Below are 19,047 nucleotides of genomic sequence, written 5' to 3'. Positions count from 1 at the left end.
TCCGAAATAGAAACAGGTAAATGCTCAATCCACTAAGTGTGATCCAGCGTATCGCCCAAGCACTGAATGTTGAGTTAAGTGATCTCACCTGAAATTTTTCACTTTACGTGCGAGCTAGCCCAAAAGTCCTTGCGGCTCGCGTGCCCCCTCACGCCGTAAACACCGTATACACCATCTGCAGCGCTAACCCCATCAGCATAAAAGCGAATACCCGCTTCAGCAGTTTGACAGGTAGTCTATGCGCTAACTTTGCACCGATGGGTGCGGTGAGAATGCTAAAGGGCGCCATTAGAAGGAACGCAGGCAGGTAAACGTAGCCTAGCGCTGCACTGGGCAGCCCTTGGATAGACCACCCGTTGATGATGTAGCCTAGCGCCCCGGCAACCGCGATGGGTAGCCCGACGGCTGCTGAGGTGCCTATTGCGCGGGGCAGCTTGATATTGCACCACGTTAAAAATGGCACCGTTAGCGAGCCACCGCCAATGGCGACGAGCGCTGAAATGCCGCCGATGCCAAGGCCAACGCCGCTGACCCCAATCGGCCTGGGTAAGCCGCGGTTGGGTTTGGGCTTGATATTGGCCAGCATTTGCAGCGACATTAGCAGCATAAAGCAGGCAAAAAAGATGGCTAGGCCACGGGTAGGGATCTGTGCGGCGATAAAGGTGGCTAAAAAGGTACCGGCTAAAATACCCGGGGTAATAAAGCGCACAATGTCCCAGCGAACGGCGCCATGGCGATGGTGGGAAAGCAAGCTGGCGATGGAGGCGGGAATGATAGCCGCCATCGCGGTGCCCAACGCCAAGTGGGCGAGATGCTCATGGGGAACCCCCTGGAGTACGAAAAGCGACGTAAGGATTGGCACCATAATGCCGCCGCCACCGATGCCTAATAGGCCCGCCATTAGGCCAACAAAACCGCCCAGTGCTATATATGCCAACCACCAAATAATGTCCAAAGCTACGGCTCCCCAAGGTAGTTTGTTAATTGATAGCACAGTGTACCGGAAGGTGTGTGTTGGTGGCGGGGCGATCTGACACTGATGAAGATGACTATTCCGCTGTGGCAGCGGCTGGGCAGTGTTAAGCTGCAGCGTAAGTAATATTTTGGAGTTCGTATGCGCAATATGATGAATAACTCTGGTGTGTTGATCGTGATGATTGCGCTACTGGCAGGGTGTGGCGGAGCGGAAGAGGAGCAACCCGATGAAACGGTATCAACAGCGCAGGTTGAGCAGGCGCCTGACCCTGAGCCTGAAGTTGTTGAGGAGCAAATAGACCCTCTTGAGGTGGCGATATCCGCACAGGTATCGCTGCGCAACGACCGCCGGTTAATGGTGGAAGGCGAGAGCAACCTACCCGACGAGACACTGGTGCAGGTTATTGTCGAACGTGAGGTTAGCGGCGTGAATTGGCGAGAGCGTACGCGTATAGAAGACGGGACTTTTGCAGCCGGGCCCTTCGGTTCTGGCAGTGGCTTGCCCGATGGCGGCTATACGGTGAGGGTTGAGGTTTCTGAAGGCAGCGTGCAGCCGGAAGCCGTGCAGGCGCGTATTGGCCGTGAGGGCCAGCACCTGACAGGAGAGTTGGTACGACAATCCCGTCATGGGCTGGGCCAAGTGGCCACCTACTCACGACGCTTCTTGGTGGGGAGTGAGCCAAGACGAACGCGTGACCAGGTGGAGGTGTTAGAAAGACCGGGGAGTAGATGATGCTTTAGGCAGGATGCCAGTGGGCTAGCAGCACAGCGTGAATTGACGTATCACTGGGGGCTTTGGCGAAGTGCTCAATGACGTAACGTTCGTCACGTTGCACCACGTAATGCCCCGCCTTATGGAACACATGAGTCGGGCCGAGTAACAGCAAATCGCCCGCGGCAAGCGGCGAAAAATCTGTATCAGGGCCGGGTGTTGCCATTACGCAAGGTGCTTTCCAATCAATGTTCAACGGCAGATGACTGGGCACCTTGATGGTCGTTGCTTGTACCTGTTCCCAGGGGAGGGGGCCGGTATGGGTCAACGTCAATAGCTCTGGGGCGCTCTCACCTTCCAGTAGCGTCGCCAAGGAGCAGTCAAGTGCGTCAGCAAGCGCCACTAAGCGTTCGTGTCCGATCTGCTTGATCGCCCCGGATTCCCAATAAGAAATGGTGACGTCCGACACGCCAACTTTACGTGCGAGGGCAGCTTTGTTGAGCTTTGCCCTAAGCCTCAGTTGCTTGATACGTGAGCCTAGCGATTCCATTTCGTCTTCCTTTGATGAGCTAAATAAGCTAGGTGAATGTTATCCACCGTCACGGTGGTGCGATGAGCATGTAACATAAATTGTGGCTCATTTTGAGTTATATACCCAAGGTCATTACGACTAAATCATTTTAATCGATTGTGCTTGACCGCGCATTAATGGACAAATAGCGTTGAGTTAAGTTCTCTGATGTTTTTTAGCGCCAGTTGTTCCCTGGCCAGCGCTGTTGGTCGCGCTTAAGGTGCGTATAATATGACTATGCTTTTTTGCCAATAGGACGTTTTCATGACTGTACGTACTCGCATCGCACCCTCGCCGACAGGGGATCCCCACGTCGGTACCGCTTATATAGCGCTGTTTAACCTCTGTTTTGCGCGTCAACATGGCGGCCAGTTTATCTTACGCATTGAAGATACTGATCGGGTGCGTTCTACGCCTGAGTCGGAACAGATGATTCTTGATTCGTTGCATTGGCTGGGGATTGAGTGGGACGAGGGCCCCGACGTTGGCGGGCCCCACGGCCCTTATCGGCAAAGCGAGCGTGGCGAAATTTACGCCCAGTACGCTCAGCAGTTGCTGGACGCCGGGCATGCGTTTAAGTGCTATCGCACCAGTGAAGAGTTAGATGAGCTTCGCGAGGCGCGCAAAGCAGCGGGCATGCAGTTGGCGTTAAAGCCCGCGGACCTAGCGCTGGACGGCCAAGAGCAGGCACGCCGCGAGCAAGAAGGCTGGCCTTATGTGGTGCGGATGAACGTGCCCAGCGAAGGTGTTTGTGTGGTCAACGACATGCTGCGTGGCAGTATAGAGGTGGAATGGGCGCAGGTGGACGCGCAAATTCTGCTTAAGTCGGACGGTATGCCCACCTATCATTTGGCCAATGTGGTCGATGATCATCTCATGGCAATTACCCATGTGCTGCGCGGGGAAGAGTGGATAAATTCAGCCCCTAAGCATCAGTTGTTGTATGAGTATTTTGGTTGGGAAATGCCCGAACTTTGCCATATGCCGCTGCTGCGCAACCCGGATAAATCCAAACTCTCCAAACGCAAGAACCCGACCTCCATCAACTACTACCGTCGGATGGGCTTTTTACCCCAGGCCGTTACCAATTATTTGGGGCGCATGGGGTGGTCGATGCCCGATGAGCGCGAGAAATTCAGCCTGCAAGAGATGATGGCGGAGTTTGATATTCAGCGTGTCTCCTTGGGTGGCCCGGTGTTTGACCTGGAGAAGCTGACCTGGTTGAACGGCGTGTATATCCGCGAGGATCTGGACGACGATGCACTGTTGAACGCACTGCGCGACTGGGCCTTCAATGAAGCCTATGTGAAGCAAATACTGCCGCAGATACGGCCACGGGTAGAGACGCTCTCCGAGGTAATGCCGCTGGCAGGGCACTTCTTCTCGGGCCTGCCGACGCTAACAAAAGCGTCATTTGATAGCGTGAAGCTTGAGGAAGAGGAGCTGGTCAAACTGCTCCAGTTCCTTGTCTGGCGTTTCGAGGGCGTTTCGGCGTGGCACAAAGAGGCGCTTCTGAATGAAGTCAAAACGCTGGCTGCGTATTTTGAGCTGAAAATGAAAGAGTTTCTGGCCCCGGTGTTTATAGCCATTACCGGCAGCAGTTCGAGCACCTCCGTCATGGACGCCATGGCGATTCTAGGCTCCGACGTCACCCGGGCGCGGTTACGCAATGCAATAGAAGTGCTGGGCGGAGTGTCCAAGAAACAGGCGAAGCGCTTTGAGAAAGAGTTTCGGGAAATTGCCTAACCACGACTTGCCCGAGCGCAGGTCGACCATCGCTCGGTTTGACCCAGGTAATGTGATACGAGCAATGTGATACAAACAACAGGCGGGCGTCTATTTTGACTAAAGGTGTTTTAACCTAACAAATAGGCGTTTTCCCTTGTTGACTAAGGGCGGCATAATCAGTACTATACGCTCCGTCTTCGCGACATGTGGGGCCTTAGCTCAGCTGGGAGAGCGCAACACTGGCAGTGTTGAGGTCAGCGGTTCGATCCCGCTAGGCTCCACCAATTCGCGGCTATGGTTAAATAGCCTGTGAATAGCAGCTCAAGAAGTCGCGCTTTTTAGCGTAGCGCATTTAGTGATATACGTCCCATTCGTCTAGTGGTCTAGGACACCGCCCTTTCACGGCGGTAACAGGGGTTCGAACCCCCTATGGGACGCCACTGCTTGTTTATTAGCAGTACCTTTCCCCATCGTTTATTCCTCTGGCAATGAGCTTTCTCATTTGCCAATTTCTGCGTTCCTGTTGTTTGCAGAATTGCTAACAAAAGCGCTAGAAATCGCCAGCTTTGAGACGATTTTGTGCTTGACTTGTCCACTTTTCCAATTCTGGCTTTGAGGTTGTGCACAACCTGTTGTTGTTGACACAAAAAATCTTGAATATAACTTAATTCTTTTAAAAACAAAGACTTACAATAGGTCAAAAAATAACCAATTTAAGACAGGCCCGCTCCCCATGGCGATTCTGGGACGTTTTAAAGTGGTTGTGAACAGGGTTATCCACAGATAGTGTGGAAAACCCTGTTCAAGACCCAGAAGCAAAAAAGTCAAGCGCTATTAGGGCTTGTATCGGTTGGAAATAGCGTCAGGCGCTTGCAGTGATTATCTGCAGTGACTATCGCCTGCAGTAACTATCGCCACCATTGGTGCGTTTTGGCATACGGCCCTACGCAAAAGGCCACCCGAAGGTGGCCTCTTTTGCTGCTATCAAGCGGGGAGTCTTATTTTTTGGGGTAGTCACGCTTGTCGTGGCCGATGTAAAGCTGACGCGGACGACCAATCTTGTAGCCTTCGCTGAGCATTTCGTTCCAATGGGATATCCAGCCAATGGTGCGTGACACCGCGAAAATCACGGTGAACATGTTGGTAGGGATGCCCATCGCTTTCAGGATAATGCCTGAGTAGAAGTCAACGTTCGGGTACAGCTTGCGCTCAATAAAGTAGTCGTCTTCAAGCGCGATCTGTTCAAGGCGTTTGGCGATTTTGAGCTGCGGGTCGTCGGCCATGCCCAGCTCGGCGAGCACTTCGTCGCAGGTCTCTTTCATGACCTTGGCGCGCGGGTCAAAGTTACGATACACGCGGTGCCCAAAGCCCATCAGCTTGAACGGGTCGTCTTTGTCCTTGGCTTTATCGACAAAGCGCTGGATGTTCTCTTCGGAGTCTTCGCCGATTTCGTCAAGCATGGCGAGAACGGCTTCGTTGGCGCCGCCATGAGCGGGCCCCCAGAGTGCCGCAATGCCCGCGCTAATGCAGGCGAAGGGGTTAGCGCCCGTAGAGCCTGCCAAGCGTACAGTCGAGGTAGAGGCGTTCTGCTCGTGATCCGCATGCAGCATAAAGATGCGGTCCATGGCTTTCGCGTACACCGGGTTGATTTTGTACTCTTCGCACGGGTTGCTGAACATCATGTAGAGGAAGTTCTCTGCATAGCTCAGCTCGTTGCGCGGGTAGTTGAAGGGCTGGCCAATATTGTATTTGTGTGACATTGCCGCCAGCGTGGGCATTTTGGCAATCAGGCGAATGGCGCTGATGATGCGGTCTTCTTCCTGGGTGATATCCATGTGGTCATGGTAGAAAGCCGCTAAGCCGCCCACTACGCCACACAAGATGGACATCGGGTGCGCGTCGCGGCGGAACCCTTTGAAGAAGTTGTTGATTTGGTCGTGAACCATGGTGTGGTTACGAATGCGCGATTCGAAATCGGCGTACTGCTCGTCGTTGGGTAGATCGCCAAACAGCAGGGTGTAGCACATCTCAACAAAGTTGGACTCTTTTGCCAGTTGATCAATAGGGTAGCCGCGGTGCAGCAGCACGCCCTTGCCGCCATCAATATAGGTGATGGCAGACTGGCAAGACGAGGTGGCCATAAAGCCGGGGTCGTAGGTGAACAGGCCTTCAGCCACCAAGCTGCGTACGTCGATGACATCGGGGCCAAGTGAGCCGGAATACATGGGTAGCTCGATCGGTTTATCGAGACCGTCTACCGTCAATGTCGCTTTCCTGTCAGCCATGCTGGCCTCCTTTCGAATTCTGGATGGGACGTAAAGTCGTTGCTGCGCATGCCGCGCCGGCGAAAAAGCTAGCCCACTATAGAAGTGTGCGACATTTTGTCAATTAGCCAAAGCGCTAGGCAGATATTATGCAAATATTATTGTTGTGGATAGTTTTTGTATAAGGTAAAAAAGCTTATAATGTGTTTTAGCGTCAAAAGATCGGCGATAGGTTAACACGATACGTTATCAGGCTTATCAATATGCTGATCTACTGTCACTATAACCATGCTGCAGCGCAAAATCGACTCAGAATGGAGGCAATTTCCTTGGACCATAGTCGAGTTAGACCTGCGTTCGGTTTGTAAGCGAGGGCGAAGGTTCTTATAATCCACGGCGCGCGACCGGCAGGTAAGGTGGTCGTGCCCGACTTGGCAACGGCCGAGCCCCTTCCAGCAACCACCGCCCGCTCGGGCCATGCCCGACCTGTCGCAGAGCGGGCCAAGAGAGTGTGTACAAAGCCGTGAATAGCAAACGACCCGTAAACCTAGACCTCACTACAATACATTTCCCACTGCCGGCACTGACGTCGATCACACACCGCATCACGGGTGTCATCCTGTTCGTCGGCCTGATCTTCGCTTTTTGGGCGCTGGGTAAATCCTTGTCATCTCCAGCCGGTTTTGACGCCGTTAGCGATGTTCTAGCCAATAACTTCTTGGCCAAGTTGATCGCGTGGGGGCTGCTGTCCGCCCTGGCATTCCATTTCGTGGCAGGTATTAAACACCTGCTGATGGATGTCAATATCGGCGTGACCCTTGAGGGTGGCGTGAAAAAGGCCCAGATCACCGTGGTGGTCAGTGTCGTTCTAATTATTTTGGCAGGAGTTTGGGTATGGTAACTAACATCACAAGTTTTGGTCGTAGCGGGCTTTCTGACTGGCTGATGCAGCGCGCATCCGCTGTGATCATGGCCCTCTATACGGTCTTTATCGTTGCCTTCCTGCTGTTTAATCCGAACCTCGACTATTACGCGTGGAGTGGCCTTTTCAATCAGACGTGGATGCGTATTTTCTCGCTATTGGCATTTATTGCTTTAGCGGCCCACGCCTGGGTCGGTCTATGGACCGTCACCACCGACTATCTCAAGTCTACTCGCCTGCGCGTAGGTGCCCAATCTGTGATTATTTTGGGCATTTTCGTGTACTTGGTGTGGGGCATTCAAATTCTTTGGGGAGCTTGATACATGTCTAACCTGCGTAGCCTGACGTTTGACGCCATTATTATCGGTGGCGGTGGCTCCGGCCTGCGAGCCGCTCTGGAGCTAGCCAAGTCCGGTAAAAAAACGGCCGTGTTATCAAAAGTGTTCCCGACGCGCTCTCACACTGTGTCTGCCCAGGGCGGTATTACCTGCGCGATTGCGTCTGACGACCCCAATGACGACTGGCGCTGGCACATGTACGACACCGTTAAAGGCGGCGATTACATCGCTGACCAAGACGCGGCTGAGTATATGTGCTCCGAAGGCCCCAAAGCGGTCTTTGAGCTCGAGCACATGGGCCTGCCGTTCTCGCGCTTGGACAACGGCCGCATCTATCAGCGCCCGTTTGGTGGTCAGTCAAAGAACTTTGGTGAAGGCGGCCAGGCGGCGCGCACCTGTGCGGCGGCCGACCGTACCGGTCACGCGCTGTTGCACACGCTTTATCAAAACAATTTGAAAAACGATACCGTGTTTCTTAACGAGTGGTACGCGGTCGACCTGGTCAAAAATGCCAGCGGTGACGTGGTCGGCTGTATCGCCATGTGTATCGAAACCGGCGAAGTGGTACACGTTAAATCCAAGGCCACGGTGCTGGCTACCGGTGGTGCCGGCCGTATTTACGCCTCTACGACCAATGCGCTGATTAACACCGGTGACGGTATCGGCATGGCGATGCGTGCCGGCTTCCCGATGCAAGACATGGAAATGTGGCAGTTCCACCCGACCGGTATTTACGGTGCGGGCACCCTGGTGACCGAAGGCTGCCGTGGTGAAGGGGGCTATCTGATCAATAAAGATGGCGAACGCTTTATGGAGCGTTATGCGCCAAACGCCAAAGATCTGGCGGGCCGCGACGTCGTCGCTCGTTCGATGGTGATGGAAATTCTCGAAGGTCGCGGCTGCGGCGATAAGGGCGATCACGTCTTCTTGAAGCTCGACCATCTAGGCGAAGAAGTGCTCGGCAAGCGCCTGCCGGGTATCGTTGAGCTTTCCAAGACGTTTGCCCATGTTGATCCGGCCAAAGATCCGATCCCCGTGGTACCCACCTGCCACTACATGATGGGCGGTATTCCAACCAACATTCATGGTCAGGCGATTACCATGGATGAAAGCGGTAACGATCATATCGTTAACGGCCTATTTGCCTGTGGTGAAGCGGCGTGTGTTTCCGTGCACGGTGCTAACCGCTTGGGCGGGAACTCACTGCTGGATTTGGTGGTCTTTGGTCGTGCTGCTGGCATGTTTATCGAAGGCGCGCTGAACGAAGGCATCGAGTACCTGGATGCTTCCGAGTCTGACGTTGAGTCAGCCATGCAGCGCATCACGCGTTGGAATGAGTCGGAAGGTGGCGAGAGTATTCCTGAGCTGAAAGCTGAGCTGCAGGAAATCATGCAAAGCTCTTTCGGTGTTTTCCGCGAAGAGAAAAACATGCTGGATGGCGTCGATAAGCTAGCGCAACTGCGTGAGCGTATTGCAAATGCCTACTTGCCTGATAAGTCCAACGCTTTCAACACTGCGCGTGTCGAAGCGCTAGAGCTTGATAACTTGATGGAAGTGGCCGAAGCGACGGCGATCGCTGCCCTTAAGCGTAATGAGAGCCGCGGCGCGCATTCGCGTTACGACTATCCAGACCGTGATGATGTCAACTGGTTGAAGCACTCGCTCTACTTCCCGTTGACAAAAGAACTCAAGAAGCGCGACGTTAACTTTAAGCCGAAAACGGTCGATACCTTCGAGCCTAAGGTTCGTACCTACTAAACTTCGCATTGACGAGAGGGAGTCAACATGTCCAATCTTCAGGTATCCATATACCGCTACAACCCGGAAACCGACTCCGCACCTTACATGCAGGAGTTCCAGGTCGATACCAAGGGCCGCGATGTAATGGTGCTGGACGTTCTTCATATGATGAAAGAGCAAGACAGCGCGCTGGCGTTTCGTCGCAGCTGTCGTGAAGGCGTCTGCGGTTCCGACGGCATGAACATGAACGGTAAAAACGGCTTGGCGTGTATCACGCCGCTGTCAGACGTTGTCAAAAACAACAAGCTGACGCTGCGTCCGCTGCCGGGTCTGCCGGTTATTCGCGATATGGTCGTGGATATGGGCTTGTTCTATAAGCAGTACGAGCGTATTCAGCCGTACCTGAAAAACGATACGCCCGCGCCGGCCATTGAGCGCCTGCAATCGCCGGAAGAACGCGACAAGCTAGACGGCCTGTATGAGTGTATTCTGTGCGCCTGCTGTTCAACGGCTTGCCCGTCGTTCTGGTGGAACCCAGAGAAGTTCGTCGGCCCGGCCGGTCTGCTACAGTCTTATCGCTTTTTGGCCGATTCGCGGGATACGGCTACCAGCGAACGCTTGAGCGATTTGGAAGATCCGTTCTCGGTTTTCCGCTGCCGTGGCATCATGAACTGTGTGGCGGTATGCCCAAAAGGCCTCAACCCCACCCGGGCAATCGGTAAAATCCGCGAAATGTTACTTGCAGAAGCTACCTAAGCCTATGACATACTGATAAAAAAGCGAGTGCCACTTAAGTTGGGTGATAATGCCACTTAAATCATGGCGCTTCGCTTGTTATCATAGGGTTTGTCACGTGGTGCGGCGTCGAGTCGCACTGCTGATCAGACAAGTTTGAAAGCCGGTGCCTTGGGTACCGGCTTTCGAGCATGAACTGAAGGCGAAACACGGTAAGATCCGTTGAATGACGGATAGCTAGATGAACAGTTAGATGAATAGCTAGACGAACAGGGTTGCCAGCCGTTGGCTGGCGCCGCCGGCAAATGTCCCGCCCCGCCGGCAGGGCAATAGCGATGTCGCCGCACGTTTGCGACGATACCGATACCACCCCATCAGTGCAGGGTGACCGAGAGATGCAACAAGGCATAATGGAGTTGATGTGGCGTTCCTCTCACGTTAGTGGCGGCAATGTTCACTACGTGGAAGCGCTTTACGAACAGTACCTCGCAGATCCAGAGTCTGTCCCTGACGAATGGCGCAGCTATTTTGACCAGCTGCCGCGTCCCGAGGGCAGTCCCTCCCACGATGTCCCACTAAGCCCCGTGCGTGATCAGTTCTACCAGTTGGGGCGTGAAAATCGCCCGGGCCGCGTAGTTGCCGCTGCCGATAGCGGTGAAAACAAAAAGCAGGTGAAAGTCCTGCAGCTGATAAACGCCTACCGCTTCCGTGGCCATCAAAAGGCCAATATTGACCCGCTAGGGCTGCGTAATCCCACCCCCGTTCCCGATCTCGATCTGTCCTTTCATCAGCTCTCAAAAGCTGATTTGGACACAGAGTTTCAAACCGGTTCTTTCTTTTTGGGCATCGACAAAGCGCCCTTGCGTGACATCGTGGATGCGTTGGAGCGCACTTACTGCCGCTCCATCGGCTGCGAGATCATGCATATTGTCGATACCGAAGAAAAGCGCTGGTTGCAACGGCGTTTTGAGTCGGTACGCAGTGCGCCGGAGTTCAGCGCCGACGTGCGCAAGCACGTATTGGAGCGTTTGACGGCGGCCGAAGGCTTAGAGAATTACCTGGCATCCAAATATCCAGGTACCAAGCGCTTCGGCCTTGAAGGCGGCGAAACGTTCGTGCCGATGATGGATGAGCTGATCCAGCGTGCCGGCGGTTATGGCACCAAGGAAGTGGTCATCGGCATGGCGCACCGTGGGCGGCTGAACCTGTTGGTCAATATTTTGGGCAAAAACCCCACTGACTTGATCGACGAGTTTGATGGCAAAAAAGTCATCGAGCGGGGTTCTGGCGATGTGAAGTACCACCAGGGCTTTAGTTCGAACGTCATGTCGCCAGGCGGCGAAGTGCACTTGGCGATGTCGTTCAATCCCTCGCACCTGGAAATCGTTGCCCCGGTAGTGGTGGGTTCAGTACGCGCCCGTCAGGACCGCCGTAATGACGAAGAGGGCAATAAAGTTCTGCCGATCAACGTCCACGGTGATGCGGCGTTTGCCGGTCAAGGCGTGGTCATGGAGACATTCCAGATGTCCCAGACCCGTGCTTATAAAACCGGCGGTACGGTCCACATTGTGATTAACAACCAAGTGGGCTTTACCACGTCACATCCGCTGGATGCGCGTTCGACCGAATACTGCACTGATATTGCCAAGATGGTTCAAGCGCCTATTTTTCATGTCAATGGCGATGACCCGGATGCCGTACTGCACGCCACCCAAGTTGCTCTCGACTATCGCCAGCAGTTCAAAAAAGACGTGGTGATCGACCTGGTTTGTTACCGCCGTCGGGGTCACAACGAAGCTGACGAGCCGTCAGGCACGCAGCCGATGATGTACGCCAAGATTAAAGATCATCCCTCTTCGCGCTCTTTGTACGTTAAGCGTTTGGTCGAAGAGGGGGTGATTTCGGAAGAGTCCGCCAAAGCGATGATTGAGACCTATCGCAATGATCTGGTGGAAGGCAATCACGTTGCTAACGCGTTAGTCCAAGAGCCGAATGAGTCCTTGTTTGTTGACTGGACGCCTTACCTGGGTCACGAGTGGTCGGGCAATGCAGACACCACGTTTGATATGAAGCGTCTGCAGCAATTAGCCGCCCGCATGTGCGAGGTGCCGGACGGCGTCGAAGTCCAGCGCCAAGTGGCCAAGATTTATGAAGATCGGCGTAAAATGCAGGCCGGTGGTTTGGCACTTAACTGGGGCTTTGCGGAAACGCTCGCTTACGCCACGCTGCTGGAACAGGGCCACCCAATTCGTATTACTGGGCAAGACGTGGGGCGCGGTACTTTCTCCCACCGCCATGCGGTGGTACATAACCAGAAAGACGGCAGCACCTACGTGCCGCTGCAGAATATGGCCGATGGCCAGCCGCGTTTTACCATTCATGACTCTATCCTGTCAGAAGAGGCGGTGCTGGCCTTTGAGTATGGCTACTCAACCACCGCCCCCAAAGACTTGGTGATCTGGGAAGCCCAGTTCGGCGACTTCTTTAATGGCGCACAAGTGGTGGTGGATCAGTTCATCTCCTCGGGTGAGACCAAGTGGGGCCGGGTGTGTGGTTTAACCATGCTGCTGCCCCATGGCTACGAAGGTCAGGGCCCTGAGCACTCCTCGGCACGCCTGGAACGCTTCCTGCAGATGTGCGCCGAGCACAATATGCAGGTGTGTGTACCTACGACGCCCGCGCAAATTTACCATTTGCTGCGTCGTCAGGTGATTCGTCCGCTGCGTAAGCCGCTGGTGGTCATGACACCGAAATCGCTGCTGCGCCATAAAGAAGCGGTGTCGAGCCTTGAGGATTTGGCGCATGGCAAGTTCCACATGGTCATCGCCGATCAAGCCGAGCTTGCCCCGGCGAAGGTCACCCGCGTGGTGCTATGCGCTGGCAAGGTCTACTATGACTTGGCCGCGTGGCGTGCTGACAACGAGCGTCATGACACGGCGATCCTGCGTCTTGAGCAGCTCTATCCCTTCCCGAAAGAAGAGCTTCTGGAAGCGCTAAAAGACTACACCAATGTGGACGACATCGTGTGGTGCCAGGAAGAGCCGTTGAACCAAGGCGCCTGGTATTCCAGTCAGCACCATATGCGGACAGTGGCCGATATGTTGAAAGATGGCCTCGGACGCGATTTGAAATTTGCAGGACGTCCTGCCTCTGCTGCACCAGCAGCTGGCTATATGTCCGTCCATACTGAACAGCAGCGCCAGCTGGTGGAAGACGCTTTTAATCTGTAAGCGGCCACTGGATTTAGAGAACACACAAGGGAAACGACATGGCTACCGAGATCAAAGCGCCAACCTTTCCGGAATCCGTTGCTGAAGGCTCAGTGGCGGCGTGGCATAAAAAGCCGGGTGATAGCGTTGAACGTGACGAGCTGATTGTTGAAATTGAAACCGACAAAGTGGTGCTTGAAGTCGTCGCACCGGAAGCGGGTACCTTGACCGACGTGATGGCCGAAGAAGGCGATACCGTTCAGTCAGAGCAGGTACTGGGTAAAATCGGCGAGGGCAGTGCCTCCGGCGACAGCGGCAAAAAAGAAGCGCAATCTAGCGATGACAGCGCTGAAAAGTCCGCAGAGAAAGCGGACGACAAGCAAGAAGACAAGCAAGAAGACAAGCAAGAAGACAAGCAAGAAGACAAGAAAGCCAGCGGTGGTGGTGGCAAGCAGCACGACGTCAAAGCCCCCAGCTTCCCTGAATCGATCCAGGAAGGCACCGTAGCGACGTGGCACAAAAAAGTCGGCGAAGCGGTCAAGCGCGATGAAGTGCTGGCCGATATTGAAACCGACAAAGTCGTGCTTGAGGTTGTAGCACCGGCCGATGGCGCCTTGTCTGAAATCAAGGCCGAAGAAGGCAGCCAGGTTGAATCCGAAGCTGTCCTGGCCACCTTCACCGAAGGCGGCGGCAGCGATAGCGGCGGCGGTGAAAGCGGTGGCGATTCCGCACCGGAAAAAGCCGACAGCGGCGGCGACGATAGCGCCGATGAAAAAGTCGGTGACAAGATTCTCGCCCCGTCGGCCCGTAAGATGGTGGCCGAACATGACCTGGACGTGGCCAAAATTGAGGGCACCGGCAAAGGTGGCCGCATCTTGAAAGAAGACGTTCAGAAAGCGGTTAAAGACGGCTCTGCCAAGAAGGCTGCGAAATCGGCGGCACCGGAAAAAGCGGCCGCTGCACCTAGCGCTCCGGCCGTTGAGGGTGAGCGTGTAGAAAAACGTGTGCCCATGAGCCGCCTGCGCCAAACCATCGCCAAGCGCTTGGTTCAGGCCCAGCAAACCGCGGCGATGCTAACCACGTATAATGAAGTGGACATGACCGAAATCATGGCCCTGCGTGCGCAGTACAAAGAGACGTTCTTAAAAACGCATGATATTAAATTGGGCTTTATGGGCTTCTTTGTTAAAGCAGCCTCTGAAGCGCTCAAGCGGTTCCCCGACGTCAACGCTTCTATCGACGGCACCGACATCGTCTATCACGGCTATCAGGATATCGGTGTCGCGGTATCCACCGACCGTGGTTTGGTTGTTCCGGTACTGCGCGATACCGACAGCATGAAAATCGCCGATGTCGAGCGCAAGATTGTCGACTTCGGTAAGCGTGGCCGTGACGGCAAGCTGGGCATGGACGACATGATCGGTGGCACGTTCACCATCACCAATGGCGGCACCTTTGGCTCCTTGTTGTCGACCCCCATTATTAACCCGCCGCAAACCGCCATCCTGGGCATGCACAAAATCCAGGAACGTCCAATGGCAGTCAACGGCAAGGTCGAGATTCGCCCGATGATGTATCTGGCGCTCTCATACGACCACCGTATGATCGACGGCAAAGACGCCGTTCAATTCTTGGTCACCTTGAAAGAATTGCTGGAAGACCCGGCACGCCTGCTGCTGGACGTCTAAAGCATAAGCGTCATATTGATAAAGTACGCTACTGCTTAACCAGGATTTACCTGCAATGGAACACAGCCTCCCGCCCGTTTACTTAATAGCGGGGGAGGCGAGCAAGCTAAAGGAGCCAACATGGCTGATAAGTTTGATGTGATTGTAATCGGTGCCGGACCTGGCGGTTACGTCGCCGCTATTCGTGCCGCACAGATGGGCCTTAAAGCCGCCTGTGTCGAAAAATGGATCGGTAAAGAAGGCAACGTTGTCCACGGTGGCACTTGCTTGAACGTTGGCTGTATCCCGTCCAAAGCGTTGCTTGAAGCGTCGCACAAGTTCGTTGAAGCCAAGCACGATTTCGACGACATAGGTATCCAGGCGGGCGACGTCTCCATGGACGTTACCAAGATGATGGCGCGTAAGGACAAGATCGTTAAGAACTTGACCGGCGGCATCTCAGGGCTGTTTAAAGCCAATGGCGTGACCGCCCTGGAAGGCACCGGTAAAGTCATTTCGGGTAAGCAGGTCGAAGTTACCGGTCAAGATGGTGAAACAACCACCTATGACGCCGATAACATCGTTATCGCCGCAGGCTCGGTACCGGTAGAAATTCCGCCGACGCCGCTCACCGAAGGCCTGGTCGTTGACTCCACCGGGGCGCTGGAATTTACCGAAACGCCCAAGCGTTTAGGCGTTATCGGTGCCGGTATCATTGGTTTGGAGCTAGGCAGCGTTTGGAGCCGTTTGGGGTCTGAGGTCACCGTGTTGGAAGCCATGGACTCCTTCCTGCCGATGGTGGATACCACCGTCGCCAAAGAAACCCAAAAGCTGCTTAAAAAGCAGGGCCTGGATATCAAGCTCGGCGCGCGTGTCACCGGTTCGGAAACCAATGGCGAAGAAGTGGTCGTCAAGTACACCGATAGCAACGGTGAGCAGGAGATGACCTTCGATAAGCTCATCGTTTGTGTCGGCCGTCGTCCTTACACCAAAGGCGTGATTGCCGACGGCGTTAGCATTGAGCTGGACGAGCGCGGCTTCATCTTTGTTGACGACCAGTGCCGCACCAATGTCCCGGGCGTTTACGCGATCGGCGACTGCGTACGTGGCCCGATGCTGGCACATAAAGCCTCTGAAGAGGGCATTATGGTGGCGGATATCATCGCGGGCCACAAAGCCGAAATGAATTACGATGCCATTCCAAACGTGATCTATACCTTTCCCGAAGTGGCATGGGTGGGGATGACCGAGCAGGATGCCAAAGCGAAAGGCATCGACGTTAAAACCGGCACCTTCCCCTTCGCGGCTAGCGGCCGCGCGATGGCCAACAACGCCACCGAAGGCAGCGCCAAAATCATCGCCGATGCGGAAACTGACCGTATTCTGGGTATGCACATCGTGGGTCAGCACGCCGGTGAGATGATCGCTCAGGGTGTTATTGCCATGGAGTTTGGCTCCAGCGCTGAAGACCTGGCACTAACCTGCTACGCGCACCCGACCATGTCGGAAGCCGTGCACGAAGCAGCACTGGCAGTCGATGGTCACGCTATTCATATGGCCAATCGCAAAAAGCGTAAGTAATTTAGTCAGCAACAACTAAGCGCCACCTCTGGGTGGCGCAACACTTTCGGCCTTGTCGTAATACACAAAGATCGAAAGAACGGGGGTGGCCAGTGCTTCTAAGAGCGTTCTTATAAGACCGTTCTTGTAAGATAACTGGCCATCGTTCGAGTCACATGCAACCAATGGCATGAATCGATGAATCTTCACGAGTATCAAGGTAAACAGCTGTTTGCCGATTACGGTCTACCAGTGTCTAAAGGCTTTGCGGTTGACACGCCCGAAGAAGCGGAAGAGGCTTGCAAAAAAATCGGCGGTGACATGTGGGTGGTGAAAGCCCAGGTGCACGCTGGTGGCCGCGGTAAAGCGGGTGGGGTTAAGCTGATTAAAGACCCCGCTGAAGCCAAAGCTTTTGCTGAGAAGTGGTTGGGCAAGAACTTGGTGACGTTCCAGACTGACGAAAAAGGTCAGCCGGTTGCTAAAATTCTGGTTGAAACCTGCACTGACATCGCCGATGAGCTTTATCTCGGTGCAGTGGTTGACCGTACCACCCGTCGCGTTGTCTTCATGGCCTCGACTGAAGGCGGTGTAGAAATTGAGACGGTTGCAGAAGAAACCCCAGAGAAGATCCTTAAAGCCGAAATTGATCCGTTGGTCGGCGCACAGCCCTACCAAGCGCGTGAGATGGCGTTTGCGCTAGGCCTGAAAGGCGACCAGATTAAGCAGTTCACCAAGATTTTCTTGGGTCTGTCCAAACTGTTCCATGAGAAAGACCTCGCGCTGCTGGAAATTAACCCGCTGGTAGTAACCGACGAAGGCAACCTACACTGCCTCGACGCCAAGCTGGGCCTTGATAGCAATGCGCTGTACCGCCACCCAGACCTGCAGGCGATGCGTGACCCGTCTCAAGAAGACTCTCGTGAAGCCGATGCGGCGAAGTGGGAACTTAACTACGTAGCGCTTGATGGCAACATCGGCTGCATGGTTAACGGCGCAGGTTTGGCCATGGGCACCATGGACATCGTCAACCTGAGCGGCGGCAAGCCCGCTAACTTCTTGGACGTTGGCGGTGGCGCTACCAAGGAGCGCGTGGCAGAAGCGTTCAAAATCATCCTGTCGGATGACAATGTTAAAGCCGTACTGGTTAACATTTTCGGCGGTATCGTACGTTGCGACATGATTGCTGAAGGCATTATCGGTGCCGTTGAGCAAGTGGGTGTCAATGTACCGGTTGTCGTACGTCTGGAAGGTAACAACGCCGAGCTAGGCACTGAAAAACTAGCGTCTAGCGGTTTGAACATCATCGCGGCTACCAGTCTGACCGACGCGGCTCAGCAGGTCGTTAAAGCGGCGGAGGGCAAGTAATGAGCATCCTGATCGATAAGAACACCAAGGTCATCTGCCAGGGCTTTACCGGTGGCCAAGGCACGTTCCACTCCGAGCAGGCGATTGCCTACGGTACGCAAATGGTCGGTGGTGTGACGCCGGGCAAAGGCGGCCAACAGCACCTTGGTCTGCCTGTTTTCAACACCGTGAAAGAAGCGGTAGAGAAAACCGGCGCGGAAGCTAGCGTGATTTACGTGCCAGCACCGTTCTGTAAAGACTCCATCCTTGAAGCGGCCAACGCCGGTATCAAGCTGATTGTGTGCATTACCGAAGGCATCGCCACGCTAGACATGCTCGAAGCCAAAGTGAAGTGCGACGAGCTAGGCGTACGCCTGATCGGCCCGAACTGCCCCGGTGTTATCACCCCGGGCGAATGCAAAATCGGCATTATGCCGGGCCACATTCACCAGCCGGGCCGTGTCGGCATCGTATCGCGTTCAGGTACTTTGACCTATGAAGCGGTTAAGCAGACCACTGATCACGGTTTTGGTCAGTCGACCTGTGTGGGTATCGGTGGCGATCCGATTCCAGGTTCCAACTTTATCGACATCCTTGAGATGTTCGAAAAAGACCCGAAAACCGAAGCCATCGTTATGATCGGTGAAATCGGCGGCACGGCGGAAGAAGAAGCAGCGGCTTATATTAAAGCCAACGTTTCTAAGCCAGTGATTGCCTACATTGCCGGTGTGACTGCTCCTCCTGGCAAGCGTATGGGCCACGCGGGCGCAATCATTTCTGGCGGTAAAGGCACCGCTGACGAGAAGTTTGCTGCCCTTGAAGACGCCGGCGTTCAAACCGTGCGTTCGTTGGCTGAAATCGGCGATGCGCTGAAAAAAGTGACTGGCTGGTAAGTTAGCCACTGACGTTAGTCGCACGCTATAAGGGCGCCCCTCGGGGCGCCCTTATTTTTTAGCCAATGTTTATTGATCCTACAGCCGTTGGCTCAGCTCATTTAAAAAGGCGTCGACAACGTCACGCTCATAGCGGTAATAGGTCCACTGTCCAACCCGTTCGGATGAGACGAGGCCGGCGCGGGAGAGCGTCGAGAGATACAGCGAAATGGTCGGCTGGGAAAGGCCGGTCTTTTCACGAATGTGACTGACACAGATTCCCCCTGCCGGCGCGGTATCCTTCTGCTGCGGAAAGTGGCGCTCTGGCTCCTTGAGCCAGGATAGAATGTCGAGGCGCACCGGGTTAGCAAGCGCACTTAAAACGGTATTGATATCCATGAAAACGTCCA

15 protein-coding genes and 2 tRNA genes are annotated in these 19,047 nt (G+C 54.5%); 13 read left to right on the top strand and 4 right to left on the bottom strand.

Annotated features, from left to right (window positions below):
- Nucleotides 1–148: 148 nt before the first annotated feature.
- Entirely contained in the window at nt 149–955 is an 807-nt protein-coding gene (locus tag HVA01_RS09845) for a sulfite exporter TauE/SafE family protein (RefSeq protein ID WP_146875155.1), read from the bottom strand.
- A 159-nt stretch (nt 956–1,114) separates the two neighbouring features.
- Here HVA01_RS09845 and HVA01_RS09840 point away from each other — a divergent pair, with 159 nt between their 5' ends.
- A complete protein-coding gene (locus tag HVA01_RS09840; protein ID WP_146875153.1) occupies nt 1,115–1,708 on the top strand; it encodes a hypothetical protein in 594 nt (197 codons plus the stop codon).
- Nucleotides 1,709–1,712: 4 nt separating this feature from the next.
- Here the strand turns inward: HVA01_RS09840 and HVA01_RS09835 are convergent, their stop codons facing one another.
- A complete protein-coding gene (locus HVA01_RS09835; protein ID WP_146875151.1) occupies nt 1,713–2,237 on the bottom strand; it encodes a helix-turn-helix domain-containing protein in 525 nt (174 codons plus the stop codon).
- A gap of 285 nt (nt 2,238–2,522) precedes the next feature.
- On the opposite strand from HVA01_RS09835, the gene gltX reads away from it, so the two are divergent.
- The 3 genes from gltX (at nt 2,523) to HVA01_RS09820 (ending at nt 4,426) form a co-directional block, all read left to right on the top strand.
- Complete coding sequence (gene gltX, locus HVA01_RS09830) at nt 2,523–4,004, top strand: glutamate--tRNA ligase (protein ID WP_146875149.1); 1,482 nt, start codon at nt 2,523–2,525, stop codon at nt 4,002–4,004.
- Between the two features lie 190 nt (nt 4,005–4,194).
- Nucleotides 4,195–4,270: transfer RNA gene (locus tag HVA01_RS09825), tRNA-Ala, on the top strand.
- 80 nt (nt 4,271–4,350) lie between these two features.
- A tRNA-Glu gene (locus tag HVA01_RS09820) sits at nt 4,351–4,426 on the top strand.
- Between the two features lie 558 nt (nt 4,427–4,984).
- On the opposite strand, the gene gltA is transcribed toward HVA01_RS09820, so the two are convergent.
- A complete protein-coding gene (gene gltA, locus HVA01_RS09815; RefSeq protein ID WP_146875147.1) occupies nt 4,985–6,271 on the bottom strand; it encodes a citrate synthase in 1,287 nt (428 codons plus the stop codon).
- Nucleotides 6,272–6,773: 502 nt separating this feature from the next.
- Here gltA and sdhC point away from each other — a divergent pair.
- The 9 genes from sdhC (at nt 6,774) to sucD (ending at nt 18,658) form a co-directional block, all read left to right on the top strand.
- Nucleotides 6,774–7,151, top strand: a complete 378-nt coding sequence (sdhC, locus tag HVA01_RS09810) for a succinate dehydrogenase, cytochrome b556 subunit (RefSeq protein ID WP_218031555.1) — start codon at nt 6,774–6,776, stop codon at nt 7,149–7,151.
- Nucleotides 7,145–7,492 (top strand): succinate dehydrogenase, hydrophobic membrane anchor protein, encoded by a 348-nt coding sequence (gene sdhD, locus HVA01_RS09805; protein ID WP_146875144.1) that lies wholly within the window; start codon nt 7,145–7,147, stop codon nt 7,490–7,492. Before sdhC ends, sdhD begins: the two co-directional genes overlap by 7 nt.
- Nucleotides 7,493–7,495: 3 nt before the next feature.
- On the top strand, nt 7,496–9,268 hold the full coding sequence (gene sdhA, locus HVA01_RS09800) for a succinate dehydrogenase flavoprotein subunit (RefSeq protein WP_146875142.1): 1,773 nt from the start codon (nt 7,496–7,498) through the stop codon (nt 9,266–9,268).
- Between the two features lie 27 nt (nt 9,269–9,295).
- Nucleotides 9,296–10,006: a succinate dehydrogenase iron-sulfur subunit gene (locus HVA01_RS09795; RefSeq protein WP_146875140.1), complete on the top strand. Its 711-nt coding sequence runs from the start codon at nt 9,296–9,298 to the stop codon at nt 10,004–10,006.
- 374 nt (nt 10,007–10,380) lie between these two features.
- Nucleotides 10,381–13,215: a 2-oxoglutarate dehydrogenase E1 component gene (locus tag HVA01_RS09790; protein ID WP_146875358.1), complete on the top strand. Its 2,835-nt coding sequence runs from the start codon at nt 10,381–10,383 to the stop codon at nt 13,213–13,215.
- A 38-nt stretch (nt 13,216–13,253) separates the two neighbouring features.
- Nucleotides 13,254–14,882 carry a 2-oxoglutarate dehydrogenase complex dihydrolipoyllysine-residue succinyltransferase gene (gene odhB / locus HVA01_RS09785; RefSeq protein ID WP_146875138.1) on the top strand — a complete coding sequence of 543 codons (1,629 nt, stop codon included), beginning with the start codon at nt 13,254–13,256 and terminating at the stop codon, nt 14,880–14,882.
- Between the two features lie 120 nt (nt 14,883–15,002).
- A complete protein-coding gene (gene lpdA, locus HVA01_RS09780) occupies nt 15,003–16,442 on the top strand; it encodes a dihydrolipoyl dehydrogenase (protein WP_146875135.1) in 1,440 nt (479 codons plus the stop codon).
- Nucleotides 16,443–16,619: 177 nt separating this feature from the next.
- A complete protein-coding gene (sucC, locus tag HVA01_RS09775) occupies nt 16,620–17,786 on the top strand; it encodes an ADP-forming succinate--CoA ligase subunit beta (RefSeq protein ID WP_146875133.1) in 1,167 nt (388 codons plus the stop codon).
- Nucleotides 17,786–18,658: a succinate--CoA ligase subunit alpha gene (gene sucD, locus HVA01_RS09770; RefSeq protein ID WP_146875132.1), complete on the top strand. Its 873-nt coding sequence runs from the start codon at nt 17,786–17,788 to the stop codon at nt 18,656–18,658. Before sucC ends, sucD begins: the two co-directional genes overlap by 1 nt.
- 78 nt (nt 18,659–18,736) lie before the next feature.
- Here the strand turns inward: sucD and HVA01_RS09765 are convergent, their stop codons facing one another.
- Nucleotides 18,737–19,036: an ArsR/SmtB family transcription factor gene (locus HVA01_RS09765; RefSeq protein ID WP_146875130.1), complete on the bottom strand. Its 300-nt coding sequence runs from the start codon at nt 19,034–19,036 to the stop codon at nt 18,737–18,739.
- Nucleotides 19,037–19,047: the final 11 nt, after the last annotated feature.

The organism is Halovibrio variabilis (genome assembly GCF_007991175.1).
Lineage (GTDB): Bacteria > Pseudomonadota > Gammaproteobacteria > Pseudomonadales > Halomonadaceae > Vreelandella > Vreelandella variabilis.
This window is presented reverse-complemented; position numbering and strand designations above follow the sequence as displayed.

Bases quoted from the DNA above. Each gene is read 5' to 3' on its own strand.
- gltX (WP_146875149.1), top strand. From the start codon at position 2,523: ATGACTGTACGTACTCGCATCGCACCCTCGCCGACAGGGGATCCCCAC.
- gltA (WP_146875147.1), bottom strand. From the start codon at position 6,271: ATGGCTGACAGGAAAGCGACATTGACGGTAGACGGTCTCGATAAACCG.
- lpdA (WP_146875135.1), top strand. From the start codon at position 15,003: ATGGCTGATAAGTTTGATGTGATTGTAATCGGTGCCGGACCTGGCGGT.
- sdhA (WP_146875142.1), top strand. From the start codon at position 7,496: ATGTCTAACCTGCGTAGCCTGACGTTTGACGCCATTATTATCGGTGGC.
- HVA01_RS09840 (WP_146875153.1), top strand. From the start codon at position 1,115: ATGCGCAATATGATGAATAACTCTGGTGTGTTGATCGTGATGATTGCG.
- sdhD (WP_146875144.1), top strand. From the start codon at position 7,145: ATGGTAACTAACATCACAAGTTTTGGTCGTAGCGGGCTTTCTGACTGG.
- HVA01_RS09795 (WP_146875140.1), top strand. From the start codon at position 9,296: ATGTCCAATCTTCAGGTATCCATATACCGCTACAACCCGGAAACCGAC.
- HVA01_RS09790 (WP_146875358.1), top strand. From the start codon at position 10,381: ATGCAACAAGGCATAATGGAGTTGATGTGGCGTTCCTCTCACGTTAGT.
- sucC (WP_146875133.1), top strand. From the start codon at position 16,620: ATGAATCTTCACGAGTATCAAGGTAAACAGCTGTTTGCCGATTACGGT.
- sucD (WP_146875132.1), top strand. From the start codon at position 17,786: ATGAGCATCCTGATCGATAAGAACACCAAGGTCATCTGCCAGGGCTTT.
- HVA01_RS09765 (WP_146875130.1), bottom strand. From the start codon at position 19,036: ATGGATATCAATACCGTTTTAAGTGCGCTTGCTAACCCGGTGCGCCTC.
- HVA01_RS09835 (WP_146875151.1), bottom strand. From the start codon at position 2,237: ATGGAATCGCTAGGCTCACGTATCAAGCAACTGAGGCTTAGGGCAAAG.
- odhB (WP_146875138.1), top strand. From the start codon at position 13,254: ATGGCTACCGAGATCAAAGCGCCAACCTTTCCGGAATCCGTTGCTGAA.